General features: G+C 68.8%; 20 protein-coding genes and 1 tRNA gene. 8 read left to right on the top strand and 13 right to left on the bottom strand.

From position 1 onward, the window contains the following. Positions 1–72: 72 nt before the first annotated feature. Positions 73–1293 carry an ABC transporter substrate-binding protein gene (locus V5F59_RS07675; RefSeq protein WP_393982563.1) on the top strand — a complete coding sequence of 407 codons (1221 nt, stop codon included), beginning with the start codon at positions 73–75 and terminating at the stop codon, positions 1291–1293. A gap of 175 nt (positions 1294–1468) precedes the next feature. Here V5F59_RS07675 and V5F59_RS07670 read toward each other — a convergent pair whose 3' ends face one another. Further along, positions 1469–2905 (bottom strand): class II 3-deoxy-7-phosphoheptulonate synthase, encoded by a 1437-nt coding sequence (locus V5F59_RS07670; protein ID WP_393982562.1) that lies wholly within the window; start codon positions 2903–2905, stop codon positions 1469–1471. Positions 2906–3238: 333 nt separating this feature from the next. Between V5F59_RS07670 and V5F59_RS07665 the strand changes: the two genes are divergently transcribed. Together V5F59_RS07665 and V5F59_RS07660 are read left to right on the top strand one after the other, a co-directional pair. Then, complete coding sequence (locus V5F59_RS07665; protein ID WP_393982561.1) at positions 3239–4570, top strand: sensor domain-containing diguanylate cyclase; 1332 nt, start codon at positions 3239–3241, stop codon at positions 4568–4570. Positions 4571–4850: 280 nt separating this feature from the next. Beyond that, complete coding sequence (locus V5F59_RS07660) at positions 4851–6131, top strand: multidrug effflux MFS transporter (RefSeq protein WP_393982560.1); 1281 nt, start codon at positions 4851–4853, stop codon at positions 6129–6131. A 39-nt stretch (positions 6132–6170) separates the two neighbouring features. Here V5F59_RS07660 and gor read toward each other — a convergent pair whose 3' ends face one another. Continuing rightward, complete coding sequence (gene gor, locus V5F59_RS07655; RefSeq protein ID WP_393982559.1) at positions 6171–7532, bottom strand: glutathione-disulfide reductase; 1362 nt, start codon at positions 7530–7532, stop codon at positions 6171–6173. A gap of 196 nt (positions 7533–7728) precedes the next feature. On the opposite strand from gor, the gene V5F59_RS07650 reads away from it, so the two are divergent. Then, the gene (locus V5F59_RS07650) at positions 7729–9849 is read left to right on the top strand and encodes a glycosyltransferase family 2 protein (protein ID WP_393982558.1); all 2121 of its coding nucleotides are present in this window, start codon (positions 7729–7731) and stop codon (positions 9847–9849) included. A 47-nt stretch (positions 9850–9896) separates the two neighbouring features. On the opposite strand, the gene V5F59_RS07645 is transcribed toward V5F59_RS07650, so the two are convergent. From V5F59_RS07645 to V5F59_RS07635, 3 genes are all read right to left on the bottom strand, one after another. Continuing rightward, positions 9897–10457: a DUF2059 domain-containing protein gene (locus V5F59_RS07645; RefSeq protein WP_393982557.1), complete on the bottom strand. Its 561-nt coding sequence runs from the start codon at positions 10455–10457 to the stop codon at positions 9897–9899. Between the two features lie 26 nt (positions 10458–10483). Beyond that, positions 10484–11188, bottom strand: a complete 705-nt coding sequence (rpiA, locus tag V5F59_RS07640) for a ribose-5-phosphate isomerase RpiA (RefSeq protein ID WP_393982556.1) — start codon at positions 11186–11188, stop codon at positions 10484–10486. Positions 11189–11329: 141 nt separating this feature from the next. After that, on the bottom strand, positions 11330–11791 hold the full coding sequence (locus tag V5F59_RS07635) for a hypothetical protein (protein WP_393982555.1): 462 nt from the start codon (positions 11789–11791) through the stop codon (positions 11330–11332). 157 nt (positions 11792–11948) lie between these two features. Here V5F59_RS07635 and gph point away from each other — a divergent pair, with 157 nt between their 5' ends. Next, a complete protein-coding gene (gene gph / locus V5F59_RS07630) occupies positions 11949–12641 on the top strand; it encodes a phosphoglycolate phosphatase (protein WP_393982554.1) in 693 nt (230 codons plus the stop codon). A gap of 96 nt (positions 12642–12737) precedes the next feature. Next, positions 12738–12812, top strand: a tRNA-Val gene (locus V5F59_RS07625). A gap of 469 nt (positions 12813–13281) precedes the next feature. Here the strand turns inward: V5F59_RS07625 and V5F59_RS07620 are convergent. Then, on the bottom strand, positions 13282–14589 hold the full coding sequence (locus V5F59_RS07620) for a hypothetical protein (protein WP_393982553.1): 1308 nt from the start codon (positions 14587–14589) through the stop codon (positions 13282–13284). Positions 14590–14800: 211 nt separating this feature from the next. On the opposite strand from V5F59_RS07620, the gene V5F59_RS07615 reads away from it, so the two are divergent. Both V5F59_RS07615 and V5F59_RS07610 read left to right on the top strand, forming a co-directional pair. After that, positions 14801–15646, top strand: a complete 846-nt coding sequence (locus V5F59_RS07615; RefSeq protein WP_393982552.1) for an alpha/beta fold hydrolase — start codon at positions 14801–14803, stop codon at positions 15644–15646. Between the two features lie 175 nt (positions 15647–15821). Beyond that, complete coding sequence (locus tag V5F59_RS07610) at positions 15822–16415, top strand: L,D-transpeptidase (protein ID WP_393982551.1); 594 nt, start codon at positions 15822–15824, stop codon at positions 16413–16415. Between the two features lie 181 nt (positions 16416–16596). On the opposite strand, the gene V5F59_RS07605 is transcribed toward V5F59_RS07610, so the two are convergent. From V5F59_RS07605 to V5F59_RS07575, 7 genes are all read right to left on the bottom strand, one after another. Continuing rightward, complete coding sequence (locus V5F59_RS07605) at positions 16597–16803, bottom strand: cold-shock protein (protein WP_393982550.1); 207 nt, start codon at positions 16801–16803, stop codon at positions 16597–16599. A 427-nt stretch (positions 16804–17230) separates the two neighbouring features. Continuing rightward, a complete protein-coding gene (locus tag V5F59_RS07600) occupies positions 17231–18253 on the bottom strand; it encodes an ABC transporter substrate-binding protein (RefSeq protein ID WP_393982549.1) in 1023 nt (340 codons plus the stop codon). A 25-nt stretch (positions 18254–18278) separates the two neighbouring features. Further along, complete coding sequence (locus V5F59_RS07595; protein WP_393982548.1) at positions 18279–19088, bottom strand: ABC transporter permease; 810 nt, start codon at positions 19086–19088, stop codon at positions 18279–18281. A 3-nt stretch (positions 19089–19091) separates the two neighbouring features. Next, positions 19092–19940: an ABC transporter ATP-binding protein gene (locus V5F59_RS07590; protein WP_393982547.1), complete on the bottom strand. Its 849-nt coding sequence runs from the start codon at positions 19938–19940 to the stop codon at positions 19092–19094. A 130-nt stretch (positions 19941–20070) separates the two neighbouring features. Further along, positions 20071–20571, bottom strand: coding sequence for a DUF2165 family protein (locus V5F59_RS07585; protein ID WP_393982546.1), 501 nt, complete (start codon positions 20569–20571; stop codon positions 20071–20073). A 117-nt stretch (positions 20572–20688) separates the two neighbouring features. Then, positions 20689–20964 (bottom strand): translation initiation factor IF-1, encoded by a 276-nt coding sequence (gene infA / locus V5F59_RS07580; protein WP_012115181.1) that lies wholly within the window; start codon positions 20962–20964, stop codon positions 20689–20691. A gap of 129 nt (positions 20965–21093) precedes the next feature. Next, complete coding sequence (locus tag V5F59_RS07575) at positions 21094–22806, bottom strand: DEAD/DEAH box helicase (protein WP_445329490.1); 1713 nt, start codon at positions 22804–22806, stop codon at positions 21094–21096. Between the last annotated feature and the right edge of the window lies 1 nt (position 22807).

The raw sequence follows: 22807 nt of genomic DNA, 5'->3' as shown, positions 1-22807 counted from the left end.
ATCCACAAGCCGGGAAGGTCCAGGCACGTGTCCCGCGGCATGCGTTCCGATGGATTGGGAGGAGCGATCATCATGAAGTCTCGCACCCTGCGGCAGACACGCGCGCTGCTGCTCGCCGCCGCACTCTGCGGCCTTACCACGGGCCTCGCCCGCGCTGAGGATACAACCGTCAAACTCGGCGTGCTCAACGACATGTCCGGCGTCTATGCGGACATCTCCGGTCCCGGCTCAGTGGCCGCGGCGCAGATGGCGGCGCAGGACTTCATGGCCAAGAATCCGGGCTTCAAGGTGGAAGTGGTCGGCGCCGATCACCAGAACAAGCCGGATGTCGGCTCCTCCATCGCCCGCAAGTGGTACGACCAGGATGGCGTGGACGCCATCATGGACGTGACCACCTCCTCGGTGGCCCTCGCGGTCAATGATGTGACGCGCGAGAAGAACAAGATCTTCCTCGTGTCCGGCGGCGGCAGCTCCGACATCACCGGCGCCAAGTGCTCGCCCAACACGGTGCACTGGACCTACGACACCTGGGCGCTCGCCAACGGCACCGGGTCCGCCATCACCAAGCAGGGCGGCTCGCCCTGGTTCTTCATCACCGCCGATTACGCCTTCGGCGCGGCGCTGGAACGTGACGCGGCCGCGGCGGTGAAGAACGCCGGCGGCAAGGTCGCGGGCAGCGTGAAGCACCCGCTCAGCGCCACCGACTTCTCCTCCTTCCTGCTGCAGGCGCAGGCCTCCGGTGCCAAGGTCATCGGCCTCGCGAACGCTGGCGGCGACCTGATCACCGCCATCAAGCAGGCCTCCGAGTTCGGCATCACCCAGGGTGGCCAGTCCATGGCCGGCCTGCTCATCTTCTCGTCCGACGTGAAGGCGCTGGGCCTTCAGGCCGCGCAGGGCCTGCTCCTCACCGAGGCCTTCTACTGGGATCTGAACGACCAGACCCGCGCTTTCTCCAAGCGGTTCGCCGACAAGTTCAACGGCAAGATGCCCACCTCGACCCAGGCGGGCGTCTATTCCAGCGCGCTGCACTATCTGAACGCCATCAAGGACGCGAAGACCAAGGATTCGCTCAAGGTGATGGAGCAGATGCGCGCCACCCCCATCGACGATCCGCTGTTCGGCAAGGGCGAGGTGCGCATCGACGGCCGCGCCACCCATCCCATGTATCTCTTCAAGGTGAAGAAGCCAGCCGATTCCAAGGGCCCGTGGGACCTCTACGAGCTGGTCGCCACCATCCCCGCCAACGAAGCCTTCCGCCCGCTCAAGGACGGCGGCTGCCCGCTGGTGAAGTGAAGCAAGGCGCATAGGCCGGGCCGCTTCCGACGGCCCGGCGCAGGTTCGGCCCGCCCCATCGGGGCGGGCCTTTTGTTTTGCAGCCCCCGCTTCTTCATCCCCCAAACGAAAACACCCCGGGACGAACGTCCCGGGGTGTTCGGTTTTAAGCGCCTGTCAGGTCAGCGCCTGAGGATCACTCTGCGGCGACAACCTGCGGACGGCCACGGGCAAGGCGCTCGCGCTTCAGCAGCTCGGCCACCAGGAAGGCGGTCTCGATCGCCTGCTCCGCGTTGAGGCGCGGATCGCAGAAGGAGTGGTACCGGGCACGCAGGTCCTCGTCCGAGATGGCACGGGCGCCGCCCGTGCACTCGGTGACGTTCTTGCCCGTCATTTCCAGGTGCACGCCGCCGGCATAGGTGCCCTCGGCCGCATGAATGTCGAAGAAGGAACGGATCTCCGACTGGATACGCTCGAACGGGCGCGTCTTGTAGCCGGAGGCGGCCTTGATGGTGTTGCCGTGCATGGGATCGCACGACCACGCCACGGTGCGGCCTTCCTTCTCCACCGTGCGGATCAGGTTCGGCAGGTGATCGCCGATCTTGTCCGCGCCGAAGCGGCAGATGAGGGTGATGCGCCCGGCCTCGTTGTCCGGCTGCAGGATGTCCAGCAGGCGGATGAGGCCCTCGCCCGAGAGCGAGGGGCCGCACTTGATGCCGATCGGATTGCGGATGCCGCGGAAATACTCGACATGCGCATGGTCCGGCTGGCGGGTGCGGTCGCCGATCCACAGCAGGTGACCGGAGGTCGCATACCAGTCGCCGGAGGTGGAATCCACCCGCGTCAGCGCCTGCTCGTAGCCGAGCAGCAGCGCCTCATGGCTGGTGAAGAAATCCGTCGTCCGCATCTCCGGATGGAACTGGGGATTGATCCCGCAGGCGCGCATGAAGTCGAGCGCCTCGGTGATGCGGTTCGCCAGTTCCTGGTAGCGCGAGGACTGGGGGCTGTCCTTCACGAAGCCTAGCATCCACTGGTGGGCGTTCTCGAGGTTCGCATAGCCACCGGTGGCGAAGGCACGCAGCAGGTTCAGCGTCGCCGCCGACTGGCGGTACGCCTCGATCTGCCGACGCGGATCCGGCACGCGGGCTTCCGGCGTGAAGGCGATGTCATTGATGATGTCGCCGCGGTAGCTCGGCAGCGTCACGCCATTCTCCGTCTCCATGTCGGAGGACCGGGGCTTGGCGAACTGGCCGGCGATGCGGCCCACCTTCACCACCGGCGAGCCGCCGGCGAACGTGAGCACCACCGCCATCTGCAGGAAGACGCGGAAGAAATCGCGGATGTTGTCGGCCGAGTGCTCGTCGAAGCTCTCGGCGCAGTCGCCGCCCTGCAGCAGGAAGGCCTCGCCCTTGGCCACCTTGGCAATTTCTGCCTTCAGGCGGCGGGCCTCCCCTGCAAAAACCAGCGGCGGATAGGAGGCAAGCTTCTGCTCCACCTCGGAGAGGGCGGCCGCATCCGGATAATTGGGCATCTGCAGGCCGGGATAAAATCGCCAGCTATCCGGACGCCAGCCTTCGGCGCGGCGAGACACCTCGGCGCCAGGGACAGGTGCGGATTGCGGGCGGGTCACCATTTCACTCTCCTGTTGCAGATGCCGGCCGGCTCCTCCGTGCCGGCCCGGCCACCGCGTTCCTCTTGTGTTCGCGGGACCGGAAGGCGGGCTTATACACGAAGCCACGCGCCACAGGAAGGACGAGGCGCAAAAGGCGGATTCGCCGCTCCGGACGGAAATGGCCGTGCCTTCGCCCGGCGGCGCGCCTCGGGGATAAGGCAACTTAAGGGCGCATTCAGCTTTTTTGCCTCCGGAGAGGTTGCCCGGTGCGCCCTTTGCCATAATTTCTGCGGGTAGAATCGTTTGCGAAGCCACGCCGGGCCGGCCGCAAGCACCACTGACAGACCTCGCCGCATGGCCAACGACACACCAAGACTGCTCCTGACGGCCGGTGCCATTCCCCTGCCGTTGTGCCTGTGCGACCTCAAAGGCCGCGTCACAGAGGTGAATGTCGCCTTCGCCGCGCTCGCCGGCCTCACCCCCGCGGAGATGGCCGGACAGGCCGTAACCGGCCTCGACCTTCTGGCGCCCGGCACGCTTCGGTCCGCGATGGAAGCGCTGGAGAGGCACCAGCCCCTCGGTGCCGACCGCGCGCCGGGCATCGGCATCCTCTCGGGCCGCGAGGCAATCCTCTCGGCCGTTCGGAACCAGGATGGAGCCCTCTCGGGGCTCGCGATCCTCGTGGTGCCCTCCCCTGCCGCCGAGCTGGCCGAGCAGGAACAGCGGGCGAGCTTTGCTCTCGAGTGCGCGGGGCAATGGGTCTGGGAATGGGATCTTCTCGCCGGCACGGTCTGGCGCTCGCCCAACTGGCAGCGCGTGCTGGGCTATGCCGAAGCCGAGTTCGTGGACGACAGCCAACCTTGGGCCATCGTCCATCCGGAGGACCGGGCGGCAGCCGCAAGCGCGGTGGACCGGATGATCGCCGGCGAGACGGAGCGCTTCGAGGCCACCTATCGCCTGCGCCACCGCAACGGGGGCTGGCGCTGGTTCATGAGCCGAGGGCGCATCGCGGCTCGCGGCAGGGACGGGCATCCGGTGCGGGTGCTCGCCACCACCATTGATGTGAACCGACAGAAGGAAATCGAAGCCCGGCTCACCGGAGCCATGGCCGAGAGCGCCGAGATCAGCCGGCAGCTCGCCGAGCTCAACGCCCAGCTGGCGCAGCTTTCCGAGCACGACGGCCTCACCGGGCTCGCCAACCGCCGCGCCTTCGAGCAGGAGTGGCCGCGCTGCGTGGCCGAGGCCGGCGCGCAACGGGCGGCCGTCTCGCTGCTGATGGTGGACGTGGACTATTTCAAGCAGTTCAACGACCTGATGGGCCACGTGGCTGGCGACGACTGCCTGCGCCGCGTCGCCGATGCCATGGCCGGCGCGGCGGGGCCTGACGCGCTGGCGTGCCGCTACGGCGGGGAGGAGTTTGCCGTGCTGCTCGCGAACGTCGGCTGCGAGGGGGCGGAGGCGGTGGCCGACCGCATCATGGCAGCGGTCGGCCAGCTCGCCGAGCCGCACGGGGGCAGTCCGTTTGGGCGGCTGACCGTGAGCATCGGCCTCGCCACGCTGGAGCCGGGCGAAACGGCGGATGCGCTTCTGCGGCGGGCCGACGGGGCGCTCTATGACGCCAAGCGCACTGGCCGCAACAGAATCTGCATCGCCGCTCCGGCGCAGGACCGGCCGAGCGCCGACTGAGCCGCGGCGGCACCGCCGCCGGCCGAGACGCGCCCCGGGGACGGCATTTTTCCCCGACGATCGTCTTCTCTCGCGCCGAGCCATCCCCTATGTGTTGCGGCCCGGCGAGTTTCGGCCGCCGGAGGCAGGCGCGCGTTTCCACCCGGAACGGGCAAGTGCTTCATTCCCCTCCCATGACGCGTCTTCCTCGGGCGCGCCGGCCCGCCTTGCGCGGGCGGCCGCACCGCTCGGAGCGCGAACCGTGTCTGTTGCGGGACACTTTGGAAGACCAGATCGTCTCATGTCCCAGCCCCAGATGACATCACCGGCCCGCTCCGCCCCGCCGGACCCGCACGCGGGCCGGACAGGCCAGCCGACCCGGCCGGGCTTCGCCGAGTTCGTCGCGCTCATCGCCCTCCTCATGGGGATGACGGCCTTCTCCATCGACAATTTGCTGCCCGCCTTCGGCGCGATCCGCGAGGACTTCGCCTTACCGGACCCCAATCACGTTCAGGTGATGGTCTATGCCTACCTGCTCGGCATCGGCGCGGCGCAGTTCTTCTACGGGCCCCTCTCGGACGTGCTCGGTCGACGGCCCATCCTGTTCGCGGGCCTTGCCATCTATGCCGCGGGCAGCCTCGCCGCCCTCTTCACCCGTGACTTCGACGTGCTGATCATCGCCCGCCTGGTCCAGGGGCTGGGGGCGGCGGCCGGCCGCGTGCTCGCCATCGCCATCGTGCGCGACCGCTTCGAGGGGCGGGAAATGGCGCGCATCATGTCGCTCAGCATGATGGTGTTCCTCACCGTCCCCATCGTCGCCCCGGCCATGGGCAGCGCCATCCTGGCCTTCGGCTCCTGGCATCTGATCTTCGTGGCCATGCTTGCCCTCGCCTTGCTGCTGTGGGTGTGGTTCGGCCTGCGCATGCCGGAGACGCTCCATCCCGAATACCGCATGGCCTTATCGCTCAGGGCGATCGGCAAAGGGGTGAAGCTGACGCTGACCACGCGCCGTACCGTCGGCTATGCGGTGGCGATCGGCCTGATGATGGGCTCGCTGATGGCCTACGTGGGCTCGGCCTCGCAGGTGTTCCAGACCGACATCTACCAGCTCGGGAACCTGTTCCCGGTGGTCTTCGCGGTGGTGGCGGGCATCATGGCCGTCGCCTCCTTCATCAATGCTTCGCTGGTGCGCCGCATCGGCATGCGGCGCCTGTCCCACGCCGGCATCCTGGGCTTCATCGCCACCGGCGCGGTGATGGTCGCGTCCAGCCTCGCCTTCGACGGCAAGCCGCCGCTGGTGCTGTTCTGCGGCCTGGTGGCGGCGGCTCAGTTCCTGTTCGCGCTCACGGTGCCGAACTTCAACTCCATGGCCATGGAACCGCTGGGCGCCGTGGCGGGCACCGCCTCGTCCTTCATCGGCGGCTTCACCACGCTCATGGCCGCCGTGCTGGGCTTCCTGGTGGGCCGCGCGTTCAATGGCACGGTGCTGCCGCTGAGCATGGGCTATCTGGTGCTCGGAGCGATCGCGCTTGTCTTCGTCCTGTGGGCGGAGAAGGGCCGGCTGTTCGGGCACCAGCTCTAACGCGCGAAAGGCCCCGGCCGGAAGCCGGGGCCCGAAGGGTCAGGACGCCTTGGTGCGGAGCGTTACCAGTTCCTCGGCGGAGGTGGGATGCACGGCGACGGTGCGGTCGAAATCCGCCTTGGTCGCCTTCAGACCCAGCGCCACGGCGGCGAGCTGGATCATCTCGGAGGCCGCATCCCCCATGATGTGGCAGCCGAGCACCCGGTCGGTCTCGCCATCCACCACCAGCTTCATGAAAGTGCGCGTCTCGCGGCCGGAGAGCGTCGCCTTCAGCGGGCGGAAAGTGGTCTTGTAGATGTCCACCGGCCGTCCGTCAGCGCGCGCCGCCTCCTCGGTAAGGCCCACGGTGCCGATCTCCGGCTCGGAGAACACCGCGGTGGCGATGAGGGAATGGTCCACCGTCCACGGCTTGTTGCCGAACAGGGTGTCGGCGAAGGCATGCCCCTCGCGGATGGCGACGGGCGTGAGGTTGACGCGGTTGGTCACATCGCCTACCGCATAGATGGAGGGCACGCCGGTGGCGCCCTGCGCATCCACCTTCACCGCGCCCACCTCGTCGAGGGCGACACCGGCCCCCTCCAGCCCGAGGCCGCGCGTGTTGGGCACGCGGCCGATGGCGAGCATCACCTCGTCCACCTCCACCGTGGCGCCGTCCGAAAGGGTGACGCGCTTGCCGCCGGGGATCGCCTCGATGGAGGACAGGGTGAGCCCGCGCGCCATATGAATGCCCGCACGCGCCATCTCGGTTTCCAGATGGTCGCGGATCTCGCCGTCGAAGCCGCGCAGCACCTTGTCGCCGCGATAGACCAGCGTCACGTCCGCCCCGAGGGCGCGGAACAGGCCGGCGAACTCCACCGCGATATAGCCCGCCCCCTGGATGAGGATGCGATTGGGGAAGCGGGTGAGGTTGAACGCCTCGTTGGAAGTGATGGCGAGCTCGCAGCCGGGGATCTGCGGCCCGAGCGCCGGATGGGCGCCGGTGGCGACCAGGATGTAGCGCGCCTTCACCTCCTCGCCGGTGGACAGGATGCGCACCGTGTTCGGCCCGGTGACCACGGCGCGGGAGGCGACGATCTCCACGCCGGCCGCCTCGGCATTGCGGCTGTAGATGCCTTCCAGGCGGGCGATTTCCTTGTCCTTGTTGGCGATCAGCGTCAGCCAGTCGAACTCGGCCTCGCCCACCTGCCAGCCGAAGCCCTTCATATCCTCAAGATCATGGGCGAAGCGGCCGGCATAGACGAACAGCTTCTTGGGCACGCAGCCGCGGATGACGCAGGTGCCGCCCATGCGGTACTCTTCCGCCATCATCACTTTCGCGCCGTGCTGGGCCGCGATGCGCCCCGCGCGCACCCCGCCCGACCCGCCGCCGATGACAAACAGGTCCACCTCTTTCTGCGACATGCCGTGCTCCCCGGCGCCCGCGGCCGTGCGCCGCCGCGCCTCGATGGTGAGGGTGAGACCGTAACCTGCGGCTCAGTTCGTGAGGCTCACTTGGAGCAGCCCCGCTCCGCCGTCAAGCGAGCCCAGAGCTGCCATGCGCTTGCCGCACGCACCCATCGGTGCTTCAACGCGCGCGGCCGAGAGCTTGGACAGGTGAATGGCTGAGACCGAGATTCCCCCGCTGTGGCTGCGCGCCGAGCCGGCGCGCACGGACGCGCGCCGCTTCCGGCTGCCCGCGGTGCTCCGCCTGCGCGCCGCCCGCGACGGCCTCCTCCTGGTAATCGAGGCGGAGGGGGCGGACGCCCCCCTCGACATCGTGATCCACGACCGGGCCGGGCGCCCCCTCTCCCGGGAGGGAGTGCCGGCAGGCGGTCCCTGCGTGGTGTTCCTGCCGAAGGGGGCCGCCATCCTGTCCACCGAGGGGGCATCGGCAGGCCTGCGCCTCGGCTATTTTCCGGTCCACAAGGTGGCCCTGAAGCTCCACGCCTTCGCCAACGGGCGCTTCGAGGACGTGTCTCTCGGCCGGCGCTGGAAGGCCGCCGGGATCGCCGCCCGCACGTTGCGCGGCGCGCTCCATGCCCGCATCTCCGCCTCGCCCGCCCGGCGGCGCGCCGAGGCGGCGCGCTACCGCGCCTATCGCGCCCGCTTCGTGGAGGATTTTCGCGAGGTGCCGGTGCCGGATGCCGCGCCGCGCCTCTCCCTGCTCTCCGCCGCCGGCACGACGCCCCTCGAACGCCTCAGCCGCTGCGCAAAGGCGGTGCAGGCCCAGACAGACCAGTCATTGGAATGGATCGTGGCCCTGCCGGCCGAGCGCGTAGCCACGGACGGGCAGATGCTCGCTGCAGCCGGCGCCAGGGTGGTGGAGGCACCATCCGCAGATGTCGCCGCCGGCCTCGCGGCGGCGCTCCAGTCCGCGCAAGGAGGGCTCGTCGCCGTCCTCGACCCGGCGGGGCGGCCGACCCGTGATGCGGTCGCCATGCTGCGCGCCACCTTCGCCGAGCATGCCGACTGCGCCCTCGCCTATCTGGACGAGGAACGGCTTGATGCCGACGGGACGCCGCTCCACGGCGTTTTCCACCCCGCCTTCAACCTGCACCTGATGCAGGCGTCGGGATACCTTTCCGGCCTCGCGGCCCTGCCCCGCGCCGACGCCCTGCGCCTCGGCATCCGGGCGGAAACGGGCCCGGCGGCCCTCTACGACCTGTTGTTGCGCCACGCCTCGACGCTGGACCGCACGCGCATCCTCCACATCCCCCGCGTCGGCTTCGGCATCGAGGGGCATCCGCCGGGCTTCCCGGCCGAGGCGATCGGCCCGGCCGCCGACGCCCTGTCCCGCGAGACGGGCGTGCCAGTGGAAATCGTCGGATCGGGGCGGCATCTGCGGCCGTTGTTCGCGGTGCCGGAGCCCCCTCCCCTCGTCTCCATCGTGGTGCCGACGCGCGACCGGGCGAAGCTGCTCGGCATGGCCCTGCGCTCGCTCATCGCCGGCACGAACTACAGGGCATTCGAGATCATCATCGTCGACAACGGCTCGGTGGAGCCGGAGACCTTCGCCCTGTTCGAGGAGATCAAGGCCCTCTGGCCCGCCACCATCGTGGTGCGCGACGACGGCGGCTTCAATTTCCCGCGCATCTGCAACCTCGGCGTGGACGCGGCGCGCGGCGACCTCATCCTCCTCCTCAACAATGACATCGAGGTGGTGGAGCCGGGCTGGCTGTCGGAAATGGTGGCGCTGGCCTGCCTGCCCGGCGCCGGGGTGGTCGGCGCCAAGCTGCTGTTCCCCGACCATACGGTCCAGCATGCCGGCGCCATCGTCGGCCTGTTCCGCTATGCCGACCATTGGTTCGCCCACAGCGCCGCGGATGCGCCGGGCTACGAGGACCGGCTGCTGGTGCGCCAGAATCTCTCCGCCGTTACCGCCGCCTGCCTGCTCATCCGCCGGGACGTCTGGGACATCATCGGCCCGCTCGATGCCGAGCGCTTCGCCGAGGATTGCAACGACATCGACCTGTGCCTGAGGGCGCGGCGGGCGGGCTATGACGTGGTGTTCTCGCCCTTCGCTCTGCTGCTCCACCATGAATCCGCGTCCCGCGGAAAGAAGCGCTCCAAGGCCCATCGGGAACGTCTGAAGGCGCAGCGGGCACGGATGGAGGCCATCTGGCACAACGCCACCTTCGTCGACCCCCACTACAATCCCAACCTCGACCGCAAGAGCCTGTTCGCCGCTCTCGCCGCCGCGCCGGAAGGCCCGCGCACGGCGCGGACCGACGGCATTTGACCCAAGAGGCGTGACCCGGCCTGCGCGGCCGGGCCAGCGTCACCGGCTCAGAGATCGACGCCGCGCTTCTTCATCTCGGCGCGGATCAGCTCGCTCGCCTGGGCATTGAGCTGCGCGCCCCAGGCCTGGATGCCCTGCACCGCCTCCTGGACGATGACCGGGCGATCCTGCACCAGCTTGGTGCCGGTGGGGCTGCGGAAGAAGGCGATGGCCTCTTTCAGCTCGGCCTCGGAGAAATGGGAGGCATAGGACATGGCGAGCAGGTCGACGATCTCGCTCTTGCGCTTGTCGAGCTCCTTGGCGACCTCCACCGCCGACTCGCGCAGCTTCTGCGCAAGGTCGGGGTTGGTCTGGAGGTAGCGGCGCTCGGCGCCCTCGACGATGTTGGGGATGATGCCGTCGAAGGCACGACCCTCGCCGTTCGCCATGACGAGGTCGCGGGCGAGCTGCAGATGCGCCGCCGTGGCCTTGGCGGCGGGAGCGGCCTGCTGCGCCGTGGCCGGGACGACCCCGAGCGCGGCGGTGCCGGCGAGCGAAAGCGCAGCGGCGAGGACCAGCCGCGAGGCGAAATGGGCACGCTGGTTAGCGCCCGGCTTGGAAACGCGCATGGATCTCTCCGGAAATGCAGTAAAACTCAGAAGCTGCCGTGCTCCAGCACGGTGATCCCCTCCGCCCCGGCGAGGACCGCGCGGCGCGCGAGGCCGAGGAAAAGCCCGTGCTCCACCACGCCCGCGACCTCCTCAACGGCCCGCGCCAGGCGCGCGGGATCGGGAATCCGCCCGAGATGGGCGTCGATGATCAGGTGCCCTTGATCGGTGACGAAAGGATGGCCATCCCCGTCGCGGCGGATCGTGAGCGGCCCTTCGCAGCCGGCGGCGCGCACCGCCTCCGCCAGATGGCGCTGGATGGACGCGACACCGAAGTCCACGATCTCGATGGGCAGCGGGAAGCGGCCGAGCGTCTCCACCTTCTTGGTGGCATCGGCGATCACCACCATCTCGCGGGCGGCGCTGGCGACGATCTTCTCGCGCAGCAGGGCCCCGCCGCCGCCCTTGATGAGGGCGAGGCCCGGCCCCACCTCGTCGGCGCCGTCGATGCACAGGTCCAGCGGCCCCGCCTCGTCCAGCGTGGCAATCGGCACGCCGAGGGACACCGCCTGCGCGAGCGTCTGCTCGGAGGTGGGCACGCCCAGCACGTTGAGGCCCTGGTGCACCTTCTCGGCCAGCAGGTCCACGAAGTGGCGGGCGGTGGAACCCGTGCCGAGGCCGAGGCGCATGCCGTCGGTCACATAAGTGAGGGCGTGGGCGGCAGCGCGGCGCTTGAGGTCTTCGGCGGGCATGGGAATTTCCGTTCCGGCCGCCCCTGGCGCGCGGTCGGTGGACCGAGGCGTCCGGGAAGGCTCATCGTTGCAAGGGACGGCCGCGCCGCCCGCCTCCGCCTCTAGCCTCGATCCGCCCCGCCGACAAGCGGCGCTGACGCCTCACCTTGCGGGGGCCGTACACACCAGCATGGAATCCACCGCGCCCTTCACCCCCGCAGCTTCCCGCACGTAGCAGATGCTCATCTCGCCCGTCGCGCGATTGATGCGGAAGACACCCGTCTCCCCCTCGTAGTGGGTGGACATGAGCGCATAATCGCCCGCCTGCTGCGGACCGGCCCCCTGCCCCTGCGCGAAGCAACGGGTGATGCCGGCCACGCTGCCTTCCGGACGCTCGAACTGGCAGGCATTCACTTCGCCTGTCTGGCGGTTCACGCCGAAGACCCGGTTCGCCTGGGCAGAGGGCGGCGCGGCGAAATCATAGCCGGCCGCCCCCGGCGCCGATCCCTGCGCGGCCGCGGCGCCTGCGCCCGCACCGGCGCCGATCCCTGCCGCGACAAGGGCGGCGATCGCAACCCGCGCGACACCATATGCCCGAGCCGGCCGGGGATGGATCTCCTGCATTCACGCCTCCTGTTGGGTCACCTCGGACAGGCTGCGCCATGCGGCCGCAGCCTGCGGGAGCGACGGGACGCTCGCGCGAAAAAGCGGCAGGATTTAAGGCAGGGTGGGGTCGGCGCCCCCAAATACCTTGACTGTCCCCGAGGAAGGACGCCCACACATGACTGCCCCCCTCTCGCCTCCCGTCGTTGCCTTCGATCTCGACGGCACCCTTGTCGACACAGCGCCCGATCTGCTGGACGCGCTCGACATGGTTCTGTCCGGCCACAAGATCCCGCCCGTGGACCGCGCCGCCGCCCGCAACATGATCGGCGGCGGGGCGCGCCTTCTCATCGTGCGCGCCCTGCAATCCGAAGGCGTCAGCCTGCCGGACGAGGAGGTGGAGGCGATGACCCGGCGGTTCATCGCCCATTATGCCGACAACATCGCCGTCGGCTCCCGCCCCTTCCCTGGGCTGATCGAGGCCCTCGACCGGCTGGAGGCAAGGGGCGCGCGCCTCGCGGTCTGCACCAACAAGTTGGAGCATCTCGCCCGGCTGCTGCTGGATGCCCTGGAGCTGACCCCGCGCTTCGCCGTCATCACCGGCGCCGACACCTACGCCCGCTCCAAGCCGGACCCGCTGCCGCTCCTCTCCACCATCGCGGCGGCCGGCGGCTCGGCGGCCCAGACCATCATGGTGGGCGACAGCATCACCGATGTGCTGACGGCGCGCGCCACCGGCGTGCCCGTGGTGGCCGTCTCCTTCGGCTATACGGAGACGCCCCCCCACGAGCTCGGCGCCGACGCGCTGATTCACCATTTCGCCGAGCTGGAGCAGGCCGTAGACGCGCTGCTCGCCCGCAACATCGCGTAAACGCGGGCATTTTCGGCGTCATCCCCAGCCCCTCGACAAGGGGCTCTTGACAGGAAGGGGCGCGGGGCCCTAAACCGCGCTCCTCGCAAATGGCGAGGGCGATTAGCTCAGCGGGAGAGCACTCCCTTCACACGGGAGGGGTCGCAGGTTCAATCCCTGCATCGCCCACCATTTCCTCCCTCCCCATGACATCGGCAGCGCATCATCCGACGCCTGCGCCCGCATGAAAAGACGTCACCTGATGAAGGCGAGGGCCGGGATGCGGCCCCTTTCCCGATCGCGCTCCAATCTCGAACGGACAGAACGCGTTATCCGATCAGATGGTGGTGCAGCAGCGTGGCGCAGTCGTTGCGGCCGAACCGCTTGCGATCATCGGCGAGGTTGCCGGAACCGTCCTGCTGTCGATTGGTCATCAATCGCCTCCTCGTTTGCGGTCGGCGCCGTGACGGGAGGAAAGGAGGAGTGCTCCAATGTCTCTTCAGACGAAAAGACCACGCTCCAGCCCATAACCGGAGCGTGGTCTTTTATTTTAAAGTAGATATGGACCCCGAAGATCCACCGATCGGCACGCGCTGGGACTCATGACGCCCCACATCCAATAGTCGCCATGCCGCGCGAGCCCAGACCTTCAGCTTGAACCTCAATTTTCGTCCGGGAGCTGCGCCTCATCGATGGCGATGTTGGCGCAGGAAAGGCTGCCTTCCGGCTCGTCGAACGGCACGCGGGTGAGGAAGACGCAGCGGGTGCCCTCAGTCGCCGCGAGCCAGGAGACGAGGCGCTGGGTGATGCCCGCCACCATCTCGGAATCATCCACGGGCTTGAAGGCGGAATCCGCCGGCGCCTGCGGCCCGGCCTTCTTCGCGGCCTTCAGGTCGGAGACCTGCGGGAGGAAGGAGATGGTGTCGGCCGCATCAGTCGCGGTGACGAGGGGCGTCAGGGTCAGCGTGTACTGGTCCCAGCTTCCCTTCCCGAGGCGTGTCGCCTCCGCCTCGCCGGTGACGTTGGCCCGGTAGACCAGCTGCCCGCCATCACCGGGAGCGACAGAGGACGACTGGATCTTGAACTTGCGCGCCCCCGGGGCCGTCCCTTCCGGCGCCGCGCCGGACAGCAGCCGCGCGAGAACCGTGTCCGCATAGGCCTTGAGCTTGGCATCCGAAACCTTGCCGCCATCAGCAACCTTGGCCCGCGGAACCACGGCGAGGGCGGTCTCCCCGCACACACCCGGCAGGTCCACGGCGACCACCTGCGGCACACGGCGGATGTCCTGCGCCATCTTCGCCTCGGTGCCCGGGGGCACGGCGATGTCCACCGTCACGTCATCCCCGGACCGGGCTGCAAGGCGCAGGCGGCCCCACAGGTCCTTCAGCTTCACCTTCGCGCTGCCGCCCTGCTGCGGCTCGACGATCACGTCCAGATCGGCAAGGCCCGCCGGCGCGGCCTGTTGGGCGACAAGGTCCCCGGCGCGCAGGCTCACGTTGAGGCCGCCATAGAGGCCGCCGCACCAATTATCGGCATCGTGCTGGAGCGCCAACGCCGGCTCGGAGAAGCCAGCCGCCGGACGGAAGAGGGAGACCGCATCGATGCCGGGAACCACGGCCGTCTCTTCCCAGATGCGATGCAGGCCGCGTTCGTTCTGCGTGAAGGCAAGGGTGTAGGCCTCTGCGCCCGAGCCGATGGTGAGGTGCAACACCCCGTCCGCAATCGTTCCGGACACCGGCAAGGCGGCGCGCGGGTCGCCAGCGGGGGGAGCCAGCGTGCCGGACACCTTGCCGCCGTCGATGTCGAGGCTTGCAATGGCGATCCGATAGGGGTCGAAGAACGGCAGGCCGGTGGCCATGTAGCGCTCCGTCGCCGAAGCTGCGTGGCCCGCGGCCACGACGAGCCCGAGGGCCCCCACCGCCGTCAGGGCGCGCGAGAGCCGGGACCGGATTGCCATCTTCATCTGCATGTGCGCCGCCTCGTTTTCGGACTGCCGCGATCGGCCTGCTCTATACCATTCGCCCAACCGTGGCCAAAGCTCCGGCAAAAGCCGGAGGCGCGACGCATGCCGATCCCGCGAAGCGCACTTTTGTCCAGGCGCCATTTTCCTTGCGTGGGACGGTGTCCGTCGCCCGCGAAAATGCTCTACACAGACCGTCTCACCTTACCGGACACGAAGCATGAGCACGCCTTCCTCCCCCGCCCGACGCCCCCTGCGGGTAACCACCCCCGATGGAGTCGGCATCGCCGCCGAGCTGTTCGGGGCGCAGGAGGGTCCCTCGCTCCTCTTCATCCACGGCTTCTCCCAGGCGGGACTGTGCTGGAGCCGCCAGACGGCGAGCCCCACCCTCTCGAGCTTCCGAATGGCCACCTACGATTTCCGCGGCCACGGTGCGTCCGATCGCCCCGCCACGCCGGAATTCTACAGGGAGCCCGCCCGCTGGGCCGACGAGGTGGCGGCCGTCATCGCCGCCTGCGATCTGGTGCGGCCGGTGCTGGTGGGCTGGTCCTACGCCGGGCGGATCATCTGCGATTATGTGGCCGCGCACGGTACCGCGGGCATCGGCGGGATCGTCTTCGTGGATGCGGCGACGGCTAACGAACGGCGGTTCTACGGGCGCTGCAACCGCCTGATGCGGCAGATGTGCAGCACCGACGTCGCCGAGAACGTCGCTGCCACCCGCACCTTCCTACGCCACTGCTTCGCGGCGCCCATCCCGCAGCCGCTGTTCGACCAGCTGTTCGGCGTGAACATGATGGTGCCGCCGCCGGTCCGCGCCAACCTGTTCGACCGCGCCTGCGACTATGACGAACTGCTCAGGACCCTGGACCGGCCTGTGCTGGTGGCGCACGGCGCGCGCGATGAGGTGGTCTCCCCCGCCATGGCGGAGCATATCGCCCGCATTGTCCCCGGCGCCCGCCTCGACCTGTATGATGGGGTCGGCCACGCCCCCTTCATCGAGGCCGCGGAGCGCTTCAATTCCACCCTCGCCGCCTTCACGCGGGAGGTAGCCGGCAAGGCTTGAACGTTGCCGCGGGGACGCAGGCGGGGGAAAAGGTGATCACACTCCTGTGCGGGCGGAACCGGGTTGCCACAAAGCGGTTGCAGTCTTGTCCGATTTGCGGCGACAACATGTGACCTGACCGAGCGGCCACGCTCCAAGACGTGTGTTCACCTTCGTTCTTCAGCCGAGACGTACCATGACGCACTTCAAATCGCTTGCGCTTGCCGCTGCCGCGGCTGCGATCCTGGCGGCGGGGCCGGCGCGGGCCGACGACCGCTACGAGATCTTCAACTTCGGCAAGCTGTTCGGCAGCCCTCCGGCCGGCATGGGCTATGTGGGCAGCTCCTCGCCCATCGGCCGGCAGATGGCTTCCGTCGATCCGAAATATGCGCCCGGCACCATCATCATCCGCACCTCCGAGCGGCGGCTCTATTACGTGACCGCGCGCGGGCAGGCGATCCGCTATGGCATCGGCGTCGGGCGCGACGGATTCCAGTGGTCGGGCGTCAAGACGGTGAGCGCCAAGAAGGAATGGCCGTCCTGGACCCCGCCGTCGCAGATGCTGCGCCGCCGCCCGGACCTGCCCCGCTACATGCCCGGCGGCATCGACAATCCGCTCGGTGCGCGGGCCATGTATCTCGGCTCCAGCCTCTACCGCATCCACGGCTCCAACGAGCCGGAAACCATCGGCCAGGCGGTCTCCTCGGGCTGCTTCCGCATGACCAATGACGATGTGGTGGACCTCTACAACCGCGTCCATGTGGGCGCGACGGTCTACGTGCTGCGCTGATCCCGGCGCCTGCGCCCTCAACGCAAAAAGCCCCGGCCATCCAGGAGGATGGCCGGGGCTTTTGTTTTCTGGCGCAGCTCAGGCCGACGGCCGGGGCGCCCTGCTCACCAGCCCGGGAGCCCGCCGATCGGCTTGTGACGCAAGCGGATCGGCGCGGGCTCCGGCACCGGTGCCCGAGGCCTCAGAGGGCCGCGAGGTTCGCCGCTTTGCTCTTGCCGCGGTTGTCGGGGACGATGTCGAAGGACACCTTCTGCCCGTCGTTCAGGCTGTACATGCCGGAACGCTCCACGTCGGAGATGTGGACGAACACATCGGGGCCGCCCTCATCCTGCTGGATGAAGCCGAAACCCTTCTGGGAATTGAAAAACTTGACGGTACCCGTGGCCATGGAGGCCTCCTGTGCGCGGCGTCGCGGCGGGTGTGCGCGCGAAACGCCGATCGCCCCTGCGGCGCACGGCGACACAGGTCGCAGCGCTGCGGGGGGCGCGGTTCAGGACGAGTTCGATGTGTAAGGCTTTCGCGTCGCGGCCCGAAGGAAACGAAGAAGAGGCCGACGAAGAACTGTCCGCTCGGCTCGCCCCTCCGCACATCCATGACAATGGAAAGCGGAGGAACGAACACCCTTTGCCGCGGCAGGATCGGAGTACATCCGTCCGTCTCCCGCAAATGTTGGCGCCGTAGGGCGCACCACATCCGGCGGCTTGGGTTGATGCATAGATAGCGGCTGACTGCGGCCATTCAAGGGCGGCGGCAACGATTTTCCACCGCCGTCCGCGCCTTTTTCCGCACGCAATTTCTCCGCAATTGGCCCTGACTCACTTCGAGAGTTTCTCCGCCTTTGCCACGAAGCTGCCATCGAAGGTCTTGTTCAGGTCGATGTTCGCCGCCTTCAGTTCAGGATCGAAGGCCACCAGCATGCCAAGGGCGTTCTTCATCCCCGCCTCGGGGATGAAGCCGGTACGTGAATACACCGGAAGCGAGTTCTTCACCGCATTGAGGTAGAGCGCCCTGTCGCCGAGCAGGTACTCCTCCGGCACCACGGCGGCCACGTCCTCGGGGGTCGCCGTCTTCAGCCACACCAGGGCTCGGTAGAAGGCGTTCACCAGCTTCTGGGTGGTGACGGGGTTCTGCTCCACGAAATCGCGCTTCAGATAGAGCACGGCCGCCGGGTTCTCGCCGCCGAAGATCTTCTGGTTGCCCGCCTCGGTGCGGCTGTCGGCGAGGATGGTGACGTCGCCGTCGTCCTCCAGCTTGGTGATGACCGGGTCGAGGTTCGACATGGCGTCGATCTCGCCGCGCTTCATCTGCGCCACCGCCGAGGCGCCGCCGCCGACCCCGATGAAGGCCACGTCCTCCGGCTTCAGGCCCTCCCTGGAAAGCAGGAAGTCCACGAAGAAATTGGTGGAGGAGCCCGGCGCGGTGACGCCGATCTTGGCGCCCTTCAAGTCCTTCACGCTCTTGATCGGCCGGTCCTTGCGGGCCACCAGCACGATGCCCGGGAAGCGGCCGAGCTCGATCACCGCGACGATGTCCTGCCCCTTGGCCTGCATGCGGATGGTGTGCTCGTAGGCGCCCGTCACCACGTCGATGGAGCCGCCGATGAGGGCCTGGAGCGACTTGGCGCCGCCGCCGAAGTCATTGATGGAGACGTCGAGCCCCTCGTCCTTGAAGAAGCCCTTCCGCTCGGCGATGGTCAGCGGCAGGTAATAGAGCAGCGGCTTGCCGCCCACCCCCAGCGTCAGCTTCGGCTTCTCGGCCTGCTGCGCCGAGGCGGGCCCGGCGAAGGCCGCGCCGGCTAGGCCGACGGCCAGCGCCGCGGCGAACTTGAACATCCGCATCCTCTTATCCTCCCGTGTCTTGTTGTCAGCCCTGCCCGGCCGGCGCCGGGCGCCAGACGAGGAGGCGGTTCTCGACGGCGCTTACCGCCGTGTCGATGATGATGACGAAGATCGCCAGCACCAGCATGCCGGAGAAGACGCCCGTCACGTCGAACACGCCCTCCGCCTGGTGGATGCGATAGCCAAGGCCCGCGGCGGAGCCGAGATACTCGCCCACCACCGCGCCCACCAGCGCGAAGCCCACCGCCGTGTGCAGCGAGGAGAACATCCAGGTGAGGGCGGAAGGCCAGAACACGTGGCGCATGAGCTGGCGCTCGCTCATGCCCAGCATGCGGGCATTGGAGAGCAGCGTCGGGCTCACCTCCTTCACGCCCTGGTAGACGTTGAAGAAGACGATGAAGAACACCAGCGTCACCCCCAGCGCCACCTTCGACCAGATGCCGAGGCCCAGCCACAGGGCGAAGATGGGCGCCAGCACCACGCGGGGCAGCGCATTGGCCATCTTCACATAAGGGTCGAACACCGCGGCCAGCACCGCCTTGCGCGCGAACCAGAAGCCGATGAGCACCCCGCCCGCCGCGCCGATGACGAAGGCGAGCGCGGTCTCCAGCAAGGTGATGCCGAGGTGATACCAGATGACCCCGGTGTAGAAATCCTTCCACGTGCGCTCGAACACCGCGAGCGGTGTCGAGAAGAAGAAGGGATCGAGCGGATAGAAGGGCTTCGGCGCGAGGGCCGGCATGTTCACCTTCACCGTCGAGCCGAAATGCCAGGCGGCGATGAGGACGACGGCGACAAGGAGCTGAAGGAACAGCAGGGAGAGACGCGAGCGCATGGTTCAGCCCACAGCCTCCGACTGGCGATAGCCCTTCACCACCTCGTCCCTGAGGGCGGACCAGATCTCCCGGTGCAGCTGGTGGAAGGCGGGCTCCAGGCGCACGTCGATGCCGCGCGGGCGCGGGATGGGCACGCGCCATTCGCCGATGATGCGGGAGGCCGGGCCGGCCCCCATGATGACCACGCGGTCGGCGAGCGAGATGGCTTCCTCCAGGTCGTGGGTCACGAACAGCACGGCCTTGCGGTCCTGGCTCCACAGGTCCAGCAGCAGATTGCCCATGATCTGCCGGGTCTGGGCGTCGAGCGGGCCGAACGGCTCGTCCATGAGCAGGATCTTGGGATCGCGGATCAGCACCTGGGCAAGACCGACGCGCTTCCTCTGGCCGCCGGAGAGCATGTGCGGATAACGCTCGGCGAAGGCGGACAGGCCGACGCGGGCGAGCCATCCGCGGGCCGCCTCGCGCGCCTCGCCCCGGGGCGTGCCGGCGACCTCCAGGCCGATGGCCACGTTCTCCACCGCGGTCTTCCAGGGGAACAGGGCTTCGGCCTGGAACAGGTAGCCGGCCTTGCGGTTCAGGCCGTGAAGCGGCGCATCGAAGATGGAGACGGTGCCCGCCGCCGGCTGGAGCAACCCCGCGGTGGCGTTGAGCAGCGTGGACTTGCCGCAGCCGGTGGGACCGACGATGGCGACGAACTCGCCATCCGCCACGTCGAGATGCACGCCGTCCACGGCGATGAAGGGGTTCTGGTCGCGCGCGGCCGACGGGAAGGCGATGCGCACGCCGCGCAGGGCCACGGCCGAGGCCTCGGCCTCAAGCCCCCCGCGAACCACGGTGAACGGTGGCGGCACCCACTCCTCCCATCCTCATCGCGCCCGGGAGCGCGCGTCCGGTTGGCCCGGTTCGGGGCAAGGTAGCCGCGGCGGCAAAAGAGGCAAGGGTTGCGGGAAGGGGGCGCGGCGGAACGAAGGATCGCCTGTTCTACGACGCGCCGGGCTCACGTTCGGGAAGGGCGACGAGGAGGAGCACGCCGAGCACCGCCATGTAGAAGCGGAAGGCGGCTTCCTGCCCGTTCCATTCATGGGACTGCCACATGGCGAAATATTCGCCCGCCACCACCATGAAGCCGAAGAACCAGGTGAGGAAGGCGAGCGCGGCGCCGAGATAAACGAAGCCCTTCGCCCGCTCGAAGCTGGCCGCAGGCGCCCTCAGGCGCGCCAGCATGGCCACGGCGCCCACGGCGAGGAGCAGGCCGCTGACCGCCTCGCAGGCGATGATGAGGGCATAGGCGACGCGCCATGCCGCCGGATCGGTCACGGCGCGGGACATCAGCGCGTTGCCGGGGAAGGTCGTGTCCATGCTCATCACATGGCTCACGAACTGGTAGTTGGAGCCGTAGTCGCTCAGGTTGCCATAGGCGACCAGCAGGCAGAAGGCTGCCAGCGCCGCCACGACCACCGCCTTTGTCAGCCGCAGCTCCATGCACACCCCATGTTGATGCGCACCCCTGTTGCCGCATCCACGCGGCTCACGGTGCCCGCGCGGCGATCCCCGCCGTGCGGTGGACGTCCGGCCCGGCCGAAGCCGGGCGCACGGAACTCAGCGGCGACGGAAGTTCTGCTGGCGACGGGCGCCGGGCGGCGGGGCGTTGCCCTCGGCCTTGTGGCGGAAGTTGATGCGGCCGCGATCGAGATCGTAGGGCGACATCTCCACCACCACGCGGTCCCCCTCGATGGTGCGGATGCGGTTCTTCTTCATCTTGCCGGCGGCATAGGCCAGGATCTGATGATCATTGTCGAGGCGCACCCGGAAATTGCCGTCGGGGAGCACCTCGGTCACCGTACCCTCGAACTCCAGCAGTTCTTCCTTCGCCATATAGTCGTCTCCGGTTGCCCCGCTTCCAGGGGGCGGAATTGGCCGGGCTTATCTCACGAAATCGTTCGATAGCCCATAGGAGAGATGCGCGCCGGCGTGCTTTTTGCGCCGCCCGCGCGCCCTTGGGATTCAGCGCACCGGGCGCTTGACCGGTCCCGTGCCAGCGGACGGACGCGCATCGGCCCGGTTCGGCACGGCCTTCATGAAGCCGATGCCCCCCATCTCGTTGCTCTGCCGCTGACCGCCGCGCTCGGCACGCGGGCTGCGCGCCTCGCCCCGGCCCTCGGCGCGGGCTTCGCCACGCGCCGGCTGGGCGCCGCCGCCCGTGCGGTGGCCGCCCTGATGCGCGTTGCCCGCGCCCTCCGGGCGCCGCTCGCGCTCGCCGGGACGGCCTTCGCCGCGCGGCTTCTGGGGACGGGCGCCCTGGGGACGCGCCTGCTCGCCGCGGGACTGGCCCTCGGCCCGCGCACCTTCGGCGCGCGACTGCTCGCCGCGGCCGTTGCGGGCCCGACCCTCTCCGGACGACCGGCCTTCCGGGCGCTCGCCGTTGCGGGGGCGCTGGCCGCGGTGGTTCTGCCGGCCGCCGGGACGGCCGACGTAGTCGTTGCGCTCGGCGGTCTCGTCGCGATCCTCGAGGAGGATCGGCTCGGCATCCGGCACCTGGAACCGGGCGCCGGCGCCGCGGCGGTCGCTCGCCGGGATCTGCATCTTGATGAGCCGCTCGATGGACTTGAGGAACGCCCTCTCCTCATGATCGCAGAAGGAGATGGCGATGCCCTCGCGGCCGGCGCGCGCGGTGCGGCCGATGCGGTGCACGTAGCTCTCGGGCACGTTGGGCAGGTCGTAGTTGATGACGTGGCTGACACCCGTCACGTCGATGCCGCGGGCGGCGATGTCGGTGGCGATGAGGGTGCGGATCTTGCCCTCGCGGAAGGCGAGCAGCACGCGGTCGCGCTGGTTCTGCGACTTGTTGCCGTGGATGGCCTCGGCGGCGATGCCGCACTTGGCGAGCACGCGCACCACCTTGTCCGCGCCGTGCTTGGTGCGGGCGAACACGAGGGCGCGGTCGATGTCCTCGGTGGAGAGCACCTCGGCCAGCAGATGGGCCTTGTTGGGCTTGTCCACGTGGATCACCCGCTGCTCCACCCGGTCGGCGGTCTTGGCCACCGGGGTCACGGAGACCCGCGCCGGATCGCGCAGCATGGACCCCGCCAGCTCGGAAATGGCCGGCGGCATGGTGGCGGAGAAGAACAGCGAGTGCCGCTTGTGCGGCAGCCGGCGCACGATGGCGCGGATGGCGTGGACGAAGCCCATGTCCAGCATCTGGTCGGCCTCGTCGAGGACGAGCACCTCCACCTGGTCGAGCTTCACCGCGTGGTTCTCCACGAGGTCGATGAGCCGGCCGGGGGTGGCGACCAGCACGTCGACGCCGCGGGCGAGGGTGCGGATCTGCCGGCCCATGGGCACGCCGCCGATGGCGAGCGCCACCGAGACGTTGGCATGGCGGCCGAACTTCTCGAAGCTGTCGACGATCTGGCCGGAGAGCTCGCGGGTGGGAGACAGCACCAGCGCGCGGACGCTCTTGGGCTCCGGGCGGCGGGGATGGCGGACGATGCGGTCGAGGATGGGAAGGGCGAAGGCGGCGGTCTTGCCGGTGCCGGTCTGGGCGATGCCGATGAGGTCGCGGCCCGCGAGAACCTGCGGGATGGCTTCGGCCTGGATGGGGGTGGGAGTGACGTGCTGCGCTTCGGTCAAGGCGCGAACGATGGGCTCGGCGAGGCCGAGGGTCGAAAAAGAGGTCAAGCTCTGACTTTCATATGCGAACGGCACCGGCGCACGCATG

Origin of the sequence: Xanthobacter nonsaccharivorans (assembly GCF_043194755.2) — a bacterium.
GTDB lineage: Bacteria > Pseudomonadota > Alphaproteobacteria > Rhizobiales > Xanthobacteraceae > Xanthobacter > Xanthobacter autotrophicus_G.
This window is presented reverse-complemented; position numbering and strand designations above follow the sequence as displayed.

Coding starts and splice junctions, on each gene's coding strand:
- V5F59_RS07675 (WP_393982563.1), top strand. CDS start 73: ATGAAGTCTCGCACCCTGCGGCAGACACGCGCGCTGCTGCTCGCCGCC.
- V5F59_RS07670 (WP_393982562.1), bottom strand. CDS start 2,905: ATGGTGACCCGCCCGCAATCCGCACCTGTCCCTGGCGCCGAGGTGTCT.
- V5F59_RS07665 (WP_393982561.1), top strand. CDS start 3,239: ATGGCCAACGACACACCAAGACTGCTCCTGACGGCCGGTGCCATTCCC.
- V5F59_RS07660 (WP_393982560.1), top strand. CDS start 4,851: ATGTCCCAGCCCCAGATGACATCACCGGCCCGCTCCGCCCCGCCGGAC.
- gor (WP_393982559.1), bottom strand. CDS start 7,532: ATGTCGCAGAAAGAGGTGGACCTGTTTGTCATCGGCGGCGGGTCGGGC.
- V5F59_RS07650 (WP_393982558.1), top strand. CDS start 7,729: ATGGCTGAGACCGAGATTCCCCCGCTGTGGCTGCGCGCCGAGCCGGCG.
- V5F59_RS07645 (WP_393982557.1), bottom strand. CDS start 10,457: ATGCGCGTTTCCAAGCCGGGCGCTAACCAGCGTGCCCATTTCGCCTCG.
- rpiA (WP_393982556.1), bottom strand. CDS start 11,188: ATGCCCGCCGAAGACCTCAAGCGCCGCGCTGCCGCCCACGCCCTCACT.
- V5F59_RS07635 (WP_393982555.1), bottom strand. CDS start 11,791: ATGCAGGAGATCCATCCCCGGCCGGCTCGGGCATATGGTGTCGCGCGG.
- gph (WP_393982554.1), top strand. CDS start 11,949: ATGACTGCCCCCCTCTCGCCTCCCGTCGTTGCCTTCGATCTCGACGGC.
- V5F59_RS07620 (WP_393982553.1), bottom strand. CDS start 14,589: ATGCAGATGAAGATGGCAATCCGGTCCCGGCTCTCGCGCGCCCTGACG.
- V5F59_RS07615 (WP_393982552.1), top strand. CDS start 14,801: ATGAGCACGCCTTCCTCCCCCGCCCGACGCCCCCTGCGGGTAACCACC.
- V5F59_RS07610 (WP_393982551.1), top strand. CDS start 15,822: ATGACGCACTTCAAATCGCTTGCGCTTGCCGCTGCCGCGGCTGCGATC.
- V5F59_RS07605 (WP_393982550.1), bottom strand. CDS start 16,803: ATGGCCACGGGTACCGTCAAGTTTTTCAATTCCCAGAAGGGTTTCGGC.
- V5F59_RS07600 (WP_393982549.1), bottom strand. CDS start 18,253: ATGCGGATGTTCAAGTTCGCCGCGGCGCTGGCCGTCGGCCTAGCCGGC.
- V5F59_RS07595 (WP_393982548.1), bottom strand. CDS start 19,088: ATGCGCTCGCGTCTCTCCCTGCTGTTCCTTCAGCTCCTTGTCGCCGTC.
- V5F59_RS07585 (WP_393982546.1), bottom strand. CDS start 20,571: ATGGAGCTGCGGCTGACAAAGGCGGTGGTCGTGGCGGCGCTGGCAGCC.
- infA (WP_012115181.1), bottom strand. CDS start 20,964: ATGGCGAAGGAAGAACTGCTGGAGTTCGAGGGTACGGTGACCGAGGTG.
- V5F59_RS07575 (WP_445329490.1), bottom strand. CDS start 22,806: ATGCGTGCGCCGGTGCCGTTCGCATATGAAAGTCAGAGCTTGACCTCT.